This window comes from Anabaena sp. UHCC 0187, from assembly GCF_009712035.1.
Lineage (GTDB): Bacteria > Cyanobacteriota > Cyanobacteriia > Cyanobacteriales > Nostocaceae > Dolichospermum.
The window spans coordinates 116701-130703 of the sequence record NZ_VILB01000014.1 but is presented as its reverse complement, the minus strand read 5'-3'; the positions used below and the strand labels follow the sequence as shown (position 1 = coordinate 130703).

Here is a 14003-nt window from a genome sequence, read left to right as displayed (position 1 = left end):
TCTAGTATGCTCCTAATGATGAATTACATTAGCAATTTCTATGCTCAATCTATCTGGAAAAAATGCCCTAGTTACAGGTATTGCCAATAACCGTTCTATTGCTTGGGGAATTGCCCAACAACTGCACAAAGCCGGGGCTAATTTGGGCATTACCTACTTGCCAGATGACAAGGGTAAAATGGAAAAAAAAGTTTCTGAATTGGTAGAACCGCTCAGTCCTAGCCTATTTTTGCCCTGCAATGTTGAAAATGACGAGCAAATTCAATCTACTTTTGAAACCATCCGGCAAGAATGGGGGAAAATAGATATTTTGGTGCATTGTTTGGCCTTTGCTAAAAGAGAAGATTTGACTGGAGGTTTTAGTCAAACTTCTCGTTCTGGTTTCAATACGGCCTTGGAAGTTAGCACTTATTCACTTGTACAGTTAAGCGGTGCAGCCAAACCTTTGATGACTGAAGGTGGAAGTATTATTACTCTTACATATTTAGGAGCAGTTCGAGCAATTCCTAATTATAATGTCATGGGTGTGGCTAAAGCCGGTTTAGAAGCCAGTGTTCGTTATTTAGCCGCAGAACTCGGTCCGGAAAATATTCGCGTCAATGGTATTTCCGCCGGTCCCATTCGCACCTTAGCATCTTCAGCCGTGGGCGGTATTTTAGATATGATTCATCATGTTGAGGAAATAGCTCCCCTGCGTCGCACCGTTACTCAATTAGAAGTAGGTAATACAGCAGCTTTTTTGTGTAGTGATTTAGCCAGCGGTATTACTGGACAAATCCTGTATGTAGATGCAGGTTATGAAATTATGGGGATGTAGTAAAAGGCAGGGGGCAGGGAGCAGGGGGAATATTTCTTGCCTATTGCCTCTTCCCCATTGCAACTAACAACGGACAACGGACAACTAACAACTGACAATTAATAACTGACAAATGACCAACAAACAAACTTCTCGGATAGCTTCAGTTCACCGCACCACTGGTGAAACTAATGTTCATGTCACCATCAACCTGGATGGTACAGGGATATGTAAAGTTTCCACAGGTATTCCCTTTTTAGATCATATGCTCCATCAAATTGCCTCTCATGGGTTATTTGATTTGGATATTCAAGCTAAAGGTGATTGGGAAATTGATGATCACCACACTAACGAAGATGTGGGAATTACTTTAGGACAAGCTTTATTTCAAGCTTTGGGTAGCAAAAAAGGAATTGTCCGCTTTGGGAATTTTCTCGCTCCCTTAGATGAAGCCTTAGTCCAAGTTGCTTTAGACTTCTCTGGTAGACCTCATCTCAGTTATGGTTTAGAAATTCCTACTCAACGAGTGGGGACTTATGATACACAGTTAGTCCGGGAGTTTTTTGTGGCCTTGGTAAATCATAGCCAAATGACTTTACACATTCGCCAATTGGATGGAATTAATTCCCATCATATTATTGAAGCCACATTTAAAGCCTTGGCTAGAGCCATGCGAATCGCGGTAGAGATTGATCCCCGTCGCGGGGAAACAATTCCTAGTTCTAAAGGTGTGTTATGAAAATTCCCGACATCGGTTAAATTGTAGTTAGCTCTAAATAGTCAGTAGTTGGTAGTTTTACGGCCATGAATTCTGTTGCAGACAACCCCGATTCTCAACAAAATCCCTTAGATAAACAACCTGTAGTCCTGACTTCTGAATTGCGAAAAGTTTATCGCACGGGATTTTGGCTCAATCAAAAAGTTGTATCTCTCAAAAACTGTTCTTTACAAGTGTACCCAGGAGAAACCTTTGGCTTGTTGGGTCCCAATGGTGCGGGTAAAACCACATTGTTAAAATTGTTGCTGGGAATTATCCGTCCCACCTCTGGACGGGGATTATTGTTAGGTAAACCCATAGGCGATCGCTCTGTCAAGCAACATATTGGCTACCTGCCAGAAAATTCCTATTTATACGACTATCTCAGTGGCTGGGAATTTTTGCAGTTAACAGCAGGTTTATTTCAAATTCCCCAAAAGTTACAACATCAACGCATTCCCCAATTACTGGAATTAGTCGGTTTATCCCAAGCCGATGCTCGCAAAAAGCAAATGCGGCGCTATTCCAAAGGAATGCTTCAGCGCGTAGGAATGGCTCAGGCATTAATTAATGATCCAGATTTGGTTTTTTTAGATGAACCCATGTCTGGACTTGATCCCTTGGGACGCTATCAAATGCGAGAAATTATTCTGGCTTTGAAAGCATCTGGTAAAACCATATTTTTTAATAGTCATGTGCTGAGTGAAGTCGAACAAATTTGTGATCGCGTGGCTATTCTTGCCCAAGGAGAATTAATCTGTTCTGGTTCTCTCAAAGAACTTTTAGGAAATCAAACCACATATCATGTCAAAGGTCAAGGTGGAGACGGGGAAATATTGAAAAAATGGATCGGTAGTTTACAATTTGGGGCTGATGGTTCTTGGCAAGGCATACTCCAAGAAGATTACTATGATTTTTTAGCTAGTCTTCGCTTGATGGGAGGAAAAATTATCACGATGAATTTATCACGTCAATCTCTAGAAGAGTTTTTTATCCACCAGATTCAAACCCGAACTCATCCCCTTAATTAGTACAAGAAGGCAGGAAGCAAGAGGAATAAATCAGCCATAAGTAGTAATTTTATTCCTAGCAATACTGCTATATTTACAACTTAATTAGTTGGCGGATACGCAATTTATGTTACTATGTTTGTCAGAATTCAGAAGCAAAAAAGTCAAAATATTTGTAAAATCACCAATCAATATATTGAGAGATTTGAGCAAAATTATAAAAATTTATGGTCACTTATGAAATAAAAAGGAGGAAAGGAAAACGCAAATACACGAGAAGATTAAGTAAATAGATAAGTGAGTTTTCAATAAAATTATGGGTTCTATATTTTTAAAAGTGTATATTGGCAAAAATCATAAATATAGAATCCAAAATTATTATAAATCTTGAAAATTTAATTGCAGAAATAAGTTAAAATATGAACTGACTTTATGGAAAAATTAAAATCAATATCCCCAATCAACAAATTATTTATGTCCGGAAAACTAAAGATTTATTAGAAAATAAAATTGTTGAGCCACTGCGATGCTTAAGTAGACTCAACGCAAAAATGTTTCAGAATAACTGTAAATATCCTCATCTTCAAAGTCTCAGGTAAATATGCTTAATAAAAATTTGTGTAAAGTTCTCACCCATTCAACTCTGGGTTTAGCATTGCTAACAACTGTCAATATTGCTTTGCCATCTGTGAGTTTGGCGCAAAAACAGCCAGCAAAATCAACATCCAATATAGCTACAGATTACTTATTAGGCGGTGGCGATCGCATCCGAGTAAATGTATTTGAAGTCCCAGAATATACTGGTGAATATCAAATTCCTCCGGGTGGTGCCATTAATATGCCTTTAATTGGTAGTGTCCCTGTGTCAGGCTTAAGCACTGAACAGGCTGCTGATAAAATTGCTAAAAGATATGCTCGCTTTCTCAAACGCCCCCTGATTTCTGTCAACTTATTATCACCGCGTCCCATTAATGTATTTGTCGCTGGTGAAGTAACAAGACCAGGAGCTTATACTCTCAGCTTAGAAGGAGGAGCAGGGAATAACCCTGGTGTACAATACCCCACAGTATTAGCAGCACTAACAGTAGCCCAAGGGGTAACACTAGCAGCAGATGTGACTCAAGTACAATTACGCCGCAAAGTAGGACGTTCTGGGGAGCAGACAGTCTCGCTGGACTTAAAGGAATTGACGCAAACAGGCAGAATATCCCAGGAGATTACCTTACGAGATGGAGATACGATTATTGTCCCCACCGCTGCCAGTCTGAATGTTGCTGAAGCCCGAAATTTATTTTCAGCTAACTTTGCCGCTAGTCAAACTTCACCGCGCACAGTGGTGGTAATTGGTCAAGTTTACCGTCCTGGTTCTTATCTTGTCACCCCTGGAAATGCAGGTGGAGCACAAGATGGTGGTGCTGGTGGTGGTTTACCAACTGTGATGCGGAGTTTGCAACTAGCCGGGGGAATTACGTCCCTTGCGGATGTTCGTAAGATTAAATTACGCCGTCCTACCCGCACTGGTACAGAACAAACTATAGATATCAACTTATGGGAATTACTACAAAGTGGTGATATCAATCAAGACATAGTGGTGCAGGATGGCGATACTATTATCATTCCTACAGCTACGGATATTAGTGCTGCTGAATCTACCCAATTGGCTACAACTACTTTGTCCCCAAATACTATTGAAGTGGGTGTAGTCGGTGAAGTGAAAAGGCCAGGTGCAGTCAAACTACAACCCAATAGTTCTTTAAATCAGGCATTATTAGCGGCTGGTGGTTTCAATGATGGTAGAGCCAGTAGAGGAAGTGTAGAACTGATTCGTCTCAACTCTAATGGTACTGTTAGTAAACGTCCAGTTAAGGTAGATTTGTCTAAAGGAATTAACGAGGAAACAAATCCGATCCTTCGCAACAATGATGTTGTAGTAGTTGATCGTAACGGGTTAGCCAAAACTGGTGATAGAGTCAATACTGTAGCTGGTCCTCTGGGTACTATCTTGGGGATTGTTAGATTATTCTTTGGATTTTAGGTTAGGCCTAAAACTTGGTTTTCTAGGTTTCCTATCAAAAAATCTAGCCCCACAATAGAGATATAGCAAGGAACGGGGCAACGGGAAGAGACTGGAAATTGCTTTGGGGTATGATTTTAATGATGCCTGTATGTTCTCCTAGTGATTGGGTAATCTTTTTTCGGCAATTAATGATTAGGGGTGTGGCGATCGCCTATAATGTGAGCGCAGGTTTATTACAGTTACTAATTAGAAAATTACGCACTTAAACCATTTTAATTTAAAGTTAATACAAGTTATAAACATAACCCTAACAATCAATTTTGCCCAAAGCTGAAAGAGGAGAATATAATGGACCCAATCTTTTTTATCATATTTTTAGCTCTAGTAGGTTATGCCTTGGCATCTGCAAAGATGGTAAATCAAGGGAATGTTGCTTTAGTTGAACGATTGGGGCGGTATCATCGCAAACTCAATCCTGGACTTAGTTTTATTGTTCCCATTCTTGATCAGATTGTGATGGAGGATACAACCAGAGAGCAGTTGTTAGATATTAAACCGCAAAATGTAATTACTCAGGATGGAGTTTATTTAGAAGTTGATGCAATTCTTTACTGGCGCATCAAGGATATTGAAAAAAGCTTTTATGCCATTGATGATTTACAACAGGCCTTAGCCAACTTAGCAACAACTACCCTCCGGGAGAATATCGCCCAGAATTCTTTAGAGGATACTAATATGTCTAGAGACGAGATGGACAGAAGCATATTAGGCGTATTAAATCCCATTACAGCCACATGGGGAATTGAAATTATCCGTTTGGATATTCAGAGCATCACCCCACCGGAAACTGTCCGCAAGTCTATGGAAGAACAACAGAATGCACAAATTAAAAAAAAGGCAGCTATAGAAGCAGCAGAAGGGGAACGACAAGCAGCAGTTAAACGAGCGGAAGGAACTAGAACATCTATAGAAATAATTTCTGAAGCCTTGCGTTCTCACCCTGAAAGTAAGGATATTTTAAGGTATCTTGTGGCCCAAGATTATGTAGATGCTAGTCAGAAACTGGGTGAAAGCAATAATGCAAAAATTGTATTTGTAGATCCTGCTAACTCAAGCGAAATGTTTCAGGAGTTGATTTCTGATCCATCAAATCTAGAAAATCATGGCAAGAAATCTAGTAACGGTAATGGTAACGGTAATGGAGCTAATTAATAAGGCAAGAGTAGTTAAGAATTACGAAAAATAGCATCTGCTACTAGAGTGACTTCTTGCATTTCTTGAACATCGTGAACTCGGAGGATATCTGCACCATTAAAAATCGCTGCACAACAGGCTGCGGCTGTTCCCCAAACCCTTGCTTTTGGCTCTGGTTGGTTGAGAATATTACCGATAAAACTTTTACGAGATGCTCCTACTAAAATCGGAGAATTGAGTGTTTTGAGCGATTCTAAGCGGCGAAAAATTTCTAAATTCTGCCCATGATTTTTAGCAAAACCAATGCCAGGATCAATAATTATTTTATTGTGTTCAATTCCCAAAAGTGTAGCATCGGCAATTTTTTGGGATAAAAAGTTATAAATATCAGTAATTATATCTTCATAATCAGTAAATTTTTGCATAGTTTGCGGGTTGCCTCGGATGTGCATTAACACAATCGGCACATTTAAACTAGCAACAGTTGGCAACATTTGGGGGTCAAATGTCCCAGCAGAAATATCATTAACTATATCTGCTCCAGCATTTATTGCTGCTTTAGCTACTTCACTTCTAGTGGTATCTACAGAAATGGGGACATCAACGACTGGACGTAGCAACTCCAAAACAGATAGCACCCGCTCAAGTTCTGCTTCTAGGGAGATTTGCTCCGCCCCTGGACGGGTTGATTGTCCACCAATGTCAATGATATCAGCACCAGCAGCCACCATTGCTTGTGCCTGGGTTAAAGCCGCTGAGGTGGTGTTAAATTTACCACCATCACTAAAACTATCCGGGGTGACATTCAAAATTCCCATGAGATAAGTCCGCTTTCCCCAGGTAAAACAGTGATCTCGGATAGTTAAGTTGTTAGACATGAAATTTTTTAACTTTTAATTTTTAATTGATTTATCCCTAATCCCCAATCCCCACTATTGATAGTTGACAATTCTGGCAAAACTATCAGCTTTTAGACTAGCGCCACCAACGAGAGCGCCGTCAATTTCTGGTTGTGCCATAATTTCATCAACATTATTCGGGTTGACTGAACCCCCATATTGAATAGGAACGAGGGGATTAGTCAATTGATTGCGAATTAAGCCAATTACCCGATTTGCTTCCTTGGATTCACAGGTATCACCAGTACCAATAGCCCAAATTGGTTCATAGGCAATGATCAAGTTAGTTTGATCAATGTCTAGCAAATCCTTTTTTAATTGGGTGCTAATTATTGATTCTGTTTCCCCAGCGTCTCGTTGTTGTTTAGTTTCCCCAACACAGAGAATGGGTGTGAGTCCATGCTTTTGGGCAGCTTTGAGACGGAGATTGACAGTTACGTCTGTTTCTCCGAAGAATTGCCGTCTTTCACTATGTCCCACAATCACATAACGCACACCAATTTCCGTAAGCATGGGGGCAGCTATTTCGCCCGTATATGCTCCACTTTCTTCCCAGTGGACGTTTTGTGCGCCCAAATTCACACGGCTACCATGCAAAGATTTGGACAGCAGGCTTAAGTCGGTGAAGGGAGGAAACAGTATCACTTCTCGGACTGAGGGGGTTTCCTCTAGGTGAGGCAAAAATCCGCTTAAAAATTCTGCGGATTCTGCCTGGGTTTTAAACATTTTCCAGTTACCGGCAATAACGATTTTCCGCACAGGTGATTTAATCAAAATTTTAATGCTACTAGATGCACTTTTTAATGTACTACTTTTTTAGGACTATTCATAAAGCAGAATTCACTGAGTTACTGCAACAGTAGTCAGTAGTAACACAGCCTGAGTGTTTGTCTTTTAACTTAGATGCTGTATAAGTTATTGTTTACATACTATCAATCAAGAGGAGGATGCCAACCACTAATTACCCAACGCTTTCGAGCAATCAGAATGATTGGATTATTGATTCGTAGCTTAACTATTGTGGTGCGACCAATAGCATTTATACCTTCTAATCTTGTACCATCAGCACTCCATCCAAAATGGTCAGCCCATTTCTGTTTACGAGGGTTAAATAGTTGTATAGTTTCACCACTCAAAGGATCTATAGATTCAACTGCATCACTTTTGAATTCGTTGCATGAACGACAAGCTAAACAAAGATTTTCAAAAGTTGTTTCTCCACCCTTAGAAACTGGGTGAATATGATCATAAGTCATAGGAATACCGCTATTTGCTTCAGATGTCAAGCAATAACAGCAACGTGATTTATCCCTCTCTATGATTTTTTGTCTTAAACTTTCAGAAATATATGTAGACACAACAATTTAAGAATTTGATAGACGATACCCTCGCCAACTGAGTAATACTGCTGCTTGGGCTTTACATAACATAAATAAATCAGCCTCATGTCGAAGTGACATCAACTCTAATTGTTCTACTTCTGTAAGTATACCCCTAGAGTTATGATCAAGCAGGATGTTATATCTGTCCATATCATCTGCTGTTTTTCGACCATTGGCAATTTGCCAAAGAGTATTGTCATCTAGCTTATCTAATGCGGCAATTTCAGCTTGAAATTCCTCTGGTACATCATCCCATGCTGGTGGACTACCAACTTGCAAAGCATGAAGCATTACTTCTTCTAAGGGACGTTGAGTAGCATTAGCAGTATTAACTAATCGCTGATAGATAATTTCTGGGATTTGGAGAGTTACTGTTTCAGTGGGCATAGGGTGAAGGTTAGAGTTTATTTTATATTGATTATTTTACTTCATTTCAATTATTAATCTTTTGAAATCTGAATCCTATATTTCCATGTCATAGTATACAATATCATAAATAATACATTTATTTATCTACAATGAATGTATTAAAACTTTCATTAGATCCTGTTTTTTTTACCTTTAGCACTGCATTATAATTCTTTTTAAATGATTTTGCCTTAACTTGAATTTGTGCTGAGTTTATAGGGCATCTAGTTGTGATTATATAGCAATACTTGAGGACTGTTTTATAATTTTTTGAGACAATTTTAATAGTATTTTCAATTTGATTAAAAGCGTGTTCTACATCAGAACCTTTTAATTCTATATAAATTTCAATATAAGGTTCATTGATAATTAGTAACCAATCACATTTAACTCCTTGAATATCTAAACAGCCATCTACTTGAACTTTAGTTACTTCTATTGAATTTTCATTTGTAAAGACTATTTTACTACTTTTCTTTTCTTCTATTAATATATTTTTATGGCTTATTTTTTCGGAACATTTATCTAAGTCCACAAATTTTATTCTCCAAATTCAAGTTCTATTAATTTTTCAAACACTTGACTAAATTCGTTGGATACTTCATCAATGATATTTGTATCAATCAAGTTATTATCTTCATTGATCAAACTTTCAATCATGCCATTTTTGATGGTGTAAGCAGCAACATCATTAATATCTAATGTTTGATTTTCTGGAACTATTTTAAATAAAGCTTCTAGTAAATAATTTTGTTCAGGTTTCTCTCTTAATGCTTTCAAAGTGTTACCTGCTTGAATTAGATTATTAAAAGCAGTTAATATATAAGGACTGTGAGTGGTTATGAAAAACTTATGCTTTTTTTCCGTTGCATTAAAAACCTGGCCAATTAAACTTACAATATGTTTTTGTGATGTAGGAAACAAATGTGCTTCTGGTTCTTCTATAATGAAAAGGCGTGTTGTTGAGCTAATAAAAGGCAAAATAGCTAATATAAGTGTCATAGGTAAAGCCTCCTGTTGTCCAGAAGATGAATGTGATAAATTAGTCCTTCTGCTTTTGTTAGTTTCGTTAGTGTATAATATCCAGTCCTGATCTTTTTCATACGAATAATTACCAACTATTATCTGATTAATTAATTCATCAATTGAATCATTTGGCTTTAATTGATGAATTAATTTCCTAACATGATACAAATTTTTTACTCTTTCATAAGCTGAACCAAATTCTTTTAGAAAATAATCTATGAGTATATTTTCTGATAAAAAGGAAAAAATATTATTTTGTAAGTTAGCAAAAAACGATCTTCCAGCAGGGATAAAAGTTATTAAGTCAAGACTATTAACATCTCTAAGAACATATTTAGTGAAAATTGTGTTGTAGTATTCTTCAATTATTTTTTCAGGGTTATTTTCTGCATATTCAATAGTTTTTTTGTTATACTCGCTCAAAATTTTCCTGCGAACGTTAACTAAATATTCAGAATATATTAAAGATAATTTAGACTTCTTATCATCTAATTTTTGGTTATTTAAAGCTACGGAATAACTATCAAATTCATATAAAATTTGAAACTCCTGATTTTTCCAAGAATATTCAGGAAATATGATTTTAAAAGTTGTAATTATACTTCTGTCAAATTCTGCTTTTTTTTGCTTATTCTGGATTGAAGAACGATATTTAATAAAGAAATCTTTAAAGAAATAAACTAATTTAGCAATTACACTTTTACCACTAGCTTGCTGTCCGATAATAATATTTATTTTTGATAAATTAAATTCAATATCTTTAATGTTTAGAAAGTTTTTTACTGTCAGTCTTTCCATAAGCGCAATACGAAATAAATAATACAAATGTATTATCAGGAAGTAAGTTATCAATACATTTTACATTATATTTGAGAAATTTAAAATCTTTTGATATATTTGAGAAAATTACAACTTCTTAATATATAAAAACTGGTGCGTTAGCGCAGCATAACGCACCCTACATCTTTATTCCTCAACTAATCCCAAAAACCGAACCAACTGTAGATTTAATCGAATTTCCGGCATCTTTTAAAGCCTGGCTAAAGGGTTGCTTGTTCTGCAAAAATACCCGCGCACAATTGCGTCCTGGCATACCGGAAATTGAACCACCTGGATGTGTTCCTGCACCTGTTAAAAAGAGATTTTCAATGGGGGTTTTATAATTGGCTATTTCTGGCAAGGGTCGGAAAAAGATCATTTGATCCATTGTCATATCAATATGATAATAATTCCCTTTATATGCGCCTAGTCTTTCTCCTAATTCTGCGGGACTTTCTACCCTTCTAGCGATAGTTGCTTTCTTCACATTGGGGGCGTAAGTTGCTAATTTGTCAACTACTTTATCTGCAACTTGATTTTTCAATTCATCAGTCCAACCTGTCCCTTTTAAACCTGTACCTTTTGCATTAGCAATTTGATAAGGAGCAAAAAATTCAATCCATAAAGTATGTTTTCCCGGTGGTGCTAAACTAGGATCAAGGGCGCTTGGCATAACCACATACATGGAAGGATCAGAATCAGGAATTTCGCCAATTGTACATTTATTATGAGCTTGTTCGACATGATTCATAGAATCAGCAATGAGAATTGAACCAATGAGATATTCATCTTTATGATCATGGTGAGAAAAATGTAAGGGTTCATCTAATGCTAAATCTATTTTGAGGATAGTTTCATTGTTGTTAATAATGCGACGTTCTAATCTTTCCCATAAATCAGGGTCAACGGCATCAATATCGCTTTTTTCAGTCATTTGTAAGAATAATCTTTGAGCATCAATATTAGAAATTACCCCCTGTTTTGCTCGATATTCTTTACCACCAGTCACCCTAACTCCTACAGCTTTACCATCATCAATTAAAATCTTTTCTACGTGCTGGTCGGTGAGAATTACCCCACCTTTGCTATTAACTAATTTTACCAATGCTTGCACCAATGCACCTGTACCCCCGCGAGGTCTAGCCATACCAGGATTATGACGCATGGCCATCATCATGACCCCAATTGCCAGATTTTTTTGAGAAGGTGGCGCACCTAATTCTGATGCTAATCTAGATAGGGGGGCTTTGAGAAATTCTTCATCAAACCATTCATTAAGAATATCTTCGGCACTATTTAACATTGTTCGCACAAAATCAAAACTTTTGGCTGGAGAACCTACTACAGAAAATAAATCTTTAACTTGTTTAAGATTGTAGTTACCAAAAATATCTATAATTGATGTGGGTGGGGCATTAAACATGGGAGTCATGGCGTTAATTGCCCGTTGCCAATAATTTGTAAACTCGGCATATTTTTTAGCATCTCGTTCACTGTAACGAGCGATTTCTGCACAGGTTTTTTCTAAGGATTTATGGGCTAAAAAATATTTACCGTCGGGGTGAGGACAAAAAACAACTGGGTCACATTCTAGATATTCTAAGCCATATTTTGTGAGTTCTAATTCTTCTACTACTGGACCCAAATGAATAAATTCATGGTCAATGGCACACAAGTTAAATTTAAAACCTGGTGCTTTATCTGGAATACATTCTTCTGTTGTCGCTGCACCACCAGGAACAGGACGTTTTTCTAGTAAGAGGACGCTATAACCTGCTTTGAGTAAATAAGCTGCACAAACTAAGCCGTTGTGTCCAGCACCGATAATGATAACGTCGTATTCTTGCATATCTCTGATGACATAAAAACCTGGCTTTTTTATATTATTAATATTTACAACAAATTGCAAGTAAATAAAAAAAATGGACGATAAACCCAGATCCCCGACTTCTGATATGGATTCATAATTTATTTACAAGCTGAAAAAATAAGTCGGGGATCTTCGTTGTTATAAACCCAGATCCCCGACTTCTGATATGAACTCATCGTTTATTTACAAGCTGAAAAAAGAAGTCGGGGATCTTCACTAGATTAAACTTTCACTGGTTCTAAATTTGCAGATGTTGGTTGACGAAGATTATGAATCTCTAAATTGATTGGACCATTTGGACCAGTTACTAAACCCCGTCTTTGTGGTTTAATTTCATCGGTATTAACTAATTTCATTGACCATGTTTTCAGGACTTTAGCTAATATTAATTTCATTTCCATTTGGGCAAATGCTAAACCTATACAACGTCTTGAACCACCACCAAAAGGAATAAATTCATAAGGTGAAAATTGTCTTTCTAGAAAGCGTTCTGGGTTGAATTTTTCAGGTTGAGGATAAATATCTTCCCGTTGATGAGTTAAATAAATTGAACCCATAATAATTGTACCTGCTTCAAGTTGATAACCACCAAGAGAAATAGGTGTTTTTACCTTTCTGGGAAAAGTTAGCATTCCTACAGGATAAATCCTTAATGTTTCGTTACAAACAGCAGTTAAATATGGTAATTTAAAGATGGTGCTAAAATCAGGATTTTCTCCTAAACTATCCAATTCTGCTAATAGCTTTTCTCGAACTTCTGGGAGTTTATGAATCCAGTAAAAAGCCCAAGAAATCGCTGTAGCTGTAGTTTCATGACCTGCGAATAATAAGGTCATTAATTCATCTCTTAATTCTTCATCGGTCATGGCTTGACCTTCTTCATCTCTTGCGACCATCAGTAGAGTGAGGATATCCGTCCGCTGAGGATCAAAGTTTTCTCTTCTTTCTCGAATTTCTTGATAAATGAGTTGGTCAGCTTCTTCCTGTTTCTTAATTTGTCTTTTCCAAATTTCCGAAACACCAACCATATTTTTTAAGTTGGGAAAATAGAGAAAAGCCACTCTCCAAGGACTACTAGTTTGTTCGACAATTTCACACAGTAACTGTTTAAGTTTTTCAGGACGTTCTCCTTCATAAATACCAAAAACAGCTTCCATCATTACCCCAAGTGTAATCTCTTGAGAAGCATTTCTAATATTAAAAGGTTGATTTTTTGGTTGTTTATTGATAGTCTTTGTGGTAATATTTTCAATTAATTCGGCATAATTTCGCATTCTTTCTCCGTGAAAAGGAGGCATAATTAATTGCCGTTGACGTTGATGTTCTTTACCACTAAGAGTAATCACAGATTTTTTGCCGAGTAAATATTCAAAAATACTATTCAATTCTCCTGGTGCTTCCAATTCTTTATGATCATTACTTAATATCTGCTGTATAGCTTCAGGAGAATGAACAAATAGAATTGGTGGTAAGCTACTTTGCAATTTTAGAGTAAACAAATCACCATACTTTTTAGCACATTCTACCATATAAGGCATGGGTCTGAATATCCAGTTTAAAACTTGAATAGTAGCTGGTACTTTTGGTCCTGGTAGTATTTGCATAATTTTCTCCTATTTTGATTACACAATTAATTACAGAATAACTTAACTTTAACTATAAACCCTCTTGGGGTAATTGGAACTTGACAAGAAACAAAAACTTAAAAATCAATCAACTTATTCTCAACTTCCAGTTTTTGATAACCTGGTTAACGACAACCTTTTAGTACCATTTTAATAGGCAATTAATTTCTTGGTATCATAAGTAATGATTTTTCGCCATG

General features: G+C 36.9%; 14 protein-coding genes. 6 read left to right on the top strand and 8 right to left on the bottom strand.

Annotation, left to right across the window (positions count from 1 at the left end):
- The first annotated feature begins 40 nt into the window (after nt 1-40).
- From fabI to FJR11_RS17030, 6 genes are all read left to right on the top strand, one after another.
- Nucleotides 41-817, top strand: coding sequence for an enoyl-ACP reductase FabI (fabI, locus tag FJR11_RS17050; protein ID WP_168505789.1), 777 nt, complete (start codon nt 41-43; stop codon nt 815-817).
- Nucleotides 818-929: 112 nt separating this feature from the next.
- Nucleotides 930-1535: an imidazoleglycerol-phosphate dehydratase HisB gene (gene hisB / locus FJR11_RS17045; RefSeq protein ID WP_168505787.1), complete on the top strand. Its 606-nt coding sequence runs from the start codon at nt 930-932 to the stop codon at nt 1533-1535.
- A gap of 65 nt (nt 1536-1600) precedes the next feature.
- On the top strand, nt 1601-2584 hold the full coding sequence (locus FJR11_RS17040) for an ABC transporter ATP-binding protein (RefSeq protein ID WP_168505785.1): 984 nt from the start codon (nt 1601-1603) through the stop codon (nt 2582-2584).
- Nucleotides 2585-3164: 580 nt separating this feature from the next.
- Nucleotides 3165-4598, top strand: coding sequence for a polysaccharide biosynthesis/export family protein (locus FJR11_RS17035; RefSeq protein WP_168505783.1), 1434 nt, complete (start codon nt 3165-3167; stop codon nt 4596-4598).
- A 110-nt stretch (nt 4599-4708) separates the two neighbouring features.
- Nucleotides 4709-4846, top strand: coding sequence for a hypothetical protein (locus tag FJR11_RS23425; RefSeq protein WP_217358240.1), 138 nt, complete (start codon nt 4709-4711; stop codon nt 4844-4846).
- A gap of 82 nt (nt 4847-4928) precedes the next feature.
- On the top strand, nt 4929-5792 hold the full coding sequence (locus tag FJR11_RS17030) for an SPFH domain-containing protein (RefSeq protein WP_168505781.1): 864 nt from the start codon (nt 4929-4931) through the stop codon (nt 5790-5792).
- Nucleotides 5793-5806: 14 nt separating this feature from the next.
- On the opposite strand, the gene folP is transcribed toward FJR11_RS17030, so the two are convergent.
- The 8 genes from folP to FJR11_RS16990 form a co-directional block, all read right to left on the bottom strand.
- Nucleotides 5807-6652 (bottom strand): dihydropteroate synthase, encoded by an 846-nt coding sequence (gene folP, locus FJR11_RS17025; protein WP_168505779.1) that lies wholly within the window; start codon nt 6650-6652, stop codon nt 5807-5809.
- Between the two features lie 54 nt (nt 6653-6706).
- Nucleotides 6707-7432 carry a triose-phosphate isomerase gene (gene tpiA / locus FJR11_RS17020; RefSeq protein WP_168506359.1) on the bottom strand — a complete coding sequence of 242 codons (726 nt, stop codon included), beginning with the start codon at nt 7430-7432 and terminating at the stop codon, nt 6707-6709.
- Nucleotides 7433-7605: 173 nt separating this feature from the next.
- The gene (locus tag FJR11_RS17015) at nt 7606-7959 is read right to left on the bottom strand and encodes an HNH endonuclease (RefSeq protein ID WP_174763115.1); all 354 of its coding nucleotides are present in this window, start codon (nt 7957-7959) and stop codon (nt 7606-7608) included.
- Nucleotides 7960-8037: 78 nt separating this feature from the next.
- Nucleotides 8038-8442, bottom strand: coding sequence for a hypothetical protein (locus FJR11_RS17010; RefSeq protein ID WP_168505775.1), 405 nt, complete (start codon nt 8440-8442; stop codon nt 8038-8040).
- A gap of 118 nt (nt 8443-8560) precedes the next feature.
- The gene (locus FJR11_RS17005) at nt 8561-8998 is read right to left on the bottom strand and encodes a hypothetical protein (RefSeq protein ID WP_168505773.1); all 438 of its coding nucleotides are present in this window, start codon (nt 8996-8998) and stop codon (nt 8561-8563) included.
- A gap of 5 nt (nt 8999-9003) precedes the next feature.
- Complete coding sequence (locus FJR11_RS17000) at nt 9004-10287, bottom strand: AAA family ATPase (RefSeq protein WP_168505771.1); 1284 nt, start codon at nt 10285-10287, stop codon at nt 9004-9006.
- A gap of 175 nt (nt 10288-10462) precedes the next feature.
- Nucleotides 10463-12157 (bottom strand): beta-carotene ketolase CrtO, encoded by a 1695-nt coding sequence (crtO, locus tag FJR11_RS16995; protein WP_168505769.1) that lies wholly within the window; start codon nt 12155-12157, stop codon nt 10463-10465.
- 242 nt (nt 12158-12399) lie between these two features.
- A complete protein-coding gene (locus tag FJR11_RS16990; RefSeq protein ID WP_168505767.1) occupies nt 12400-13782 on the bottom strand; it encodes a cytochrome P450 in 1383 nt (460 codons plus the stop codon).
- Nucleotides 13783-14003 lie beyond the last annotated feature (221 nt).

What these genes read in the sequence shown, in the direction of transcription:
- fabI (WP_168505789.1), top strand. Translation starts at nt 41, where the DNA reads ATGCTCAATCTATCTGGAAAAAATGCCCTAGTTACAGGTATTGCCAAT.
- hisB (WP_168505787.1), top strand. Translation starts at nt 930, where the DNA reads ATGACCAACAAACAAACTTCTCGGATAGCTTCAGTTCACCGCACCACT.
- FJR11_RS17040 (WP_168505785.1), top strand. Translation starts at nt 1,601, where the DNA reads ATGAATTCTGTTGCAGACAACCCCGATTCTCAACAAAATCCCTTAGAT.
- FJR11_RS17035 (WP_168505783.1), top strand. Translation starts at nt 3,165, where the DNA reads ATGCTTAATAAAAATTTGTGTAAAGTTCTCACCCATTCAACTCTGGGT.
- FJR11_RS23425 (WP_217358240.1), top strand. Translation starts at nt 4,709, where the DNA reads ATGATTTTAATGATGCCTGTATGTTCTCCTAGTGATTGGGTAATCTTT.
- FJR11_RS17030 (WP_168505781.1), top strand. Translation starts at nt 4,929, where the DNA reads ATGGACCCAATCTTTTTTATCATATTTTTAGCTCTAGTAGGTTATGCC.
- folP (WP_168505779.1), bottom strand. Translation starts at nt 6,652, where the DNA reads ATGTCTAACAACTTAACTATCCGAGATCACTGTTTTACCTGGGGAAAG.
- FJR11_RS17010 (WP_168505775.1), bottom strand. Translation starts at nt 8,442, where the DNA reads ATGCCCACTGAAACAGTAACTCTCCAAATCCCAGAAATTATCTATCAG.
- FJR11_RS17000 (WP_168505771.1), bottom strand. Translation starts at nt 10,287, where the DNA reads ATGGAAAGACTGACAGTAAAAAACTTTCTAAACATTAAAGATATTGAA.
- crtO (WP_168505769.1), bottom strand. Translation starts at nt 12,157, where the DNA reads ATGCAAGAATACGACGTTATCATTATCGGTGCTGGACACAACGGCTTA.
- FJR11_RS16990 (WP_168505767.1), bottom strand. Translation starts at nt 13,782, where the DNA reads ATGCAAATACTACCAGGACCAAAAGTACCAGCTACTATTCAAGTTTTA.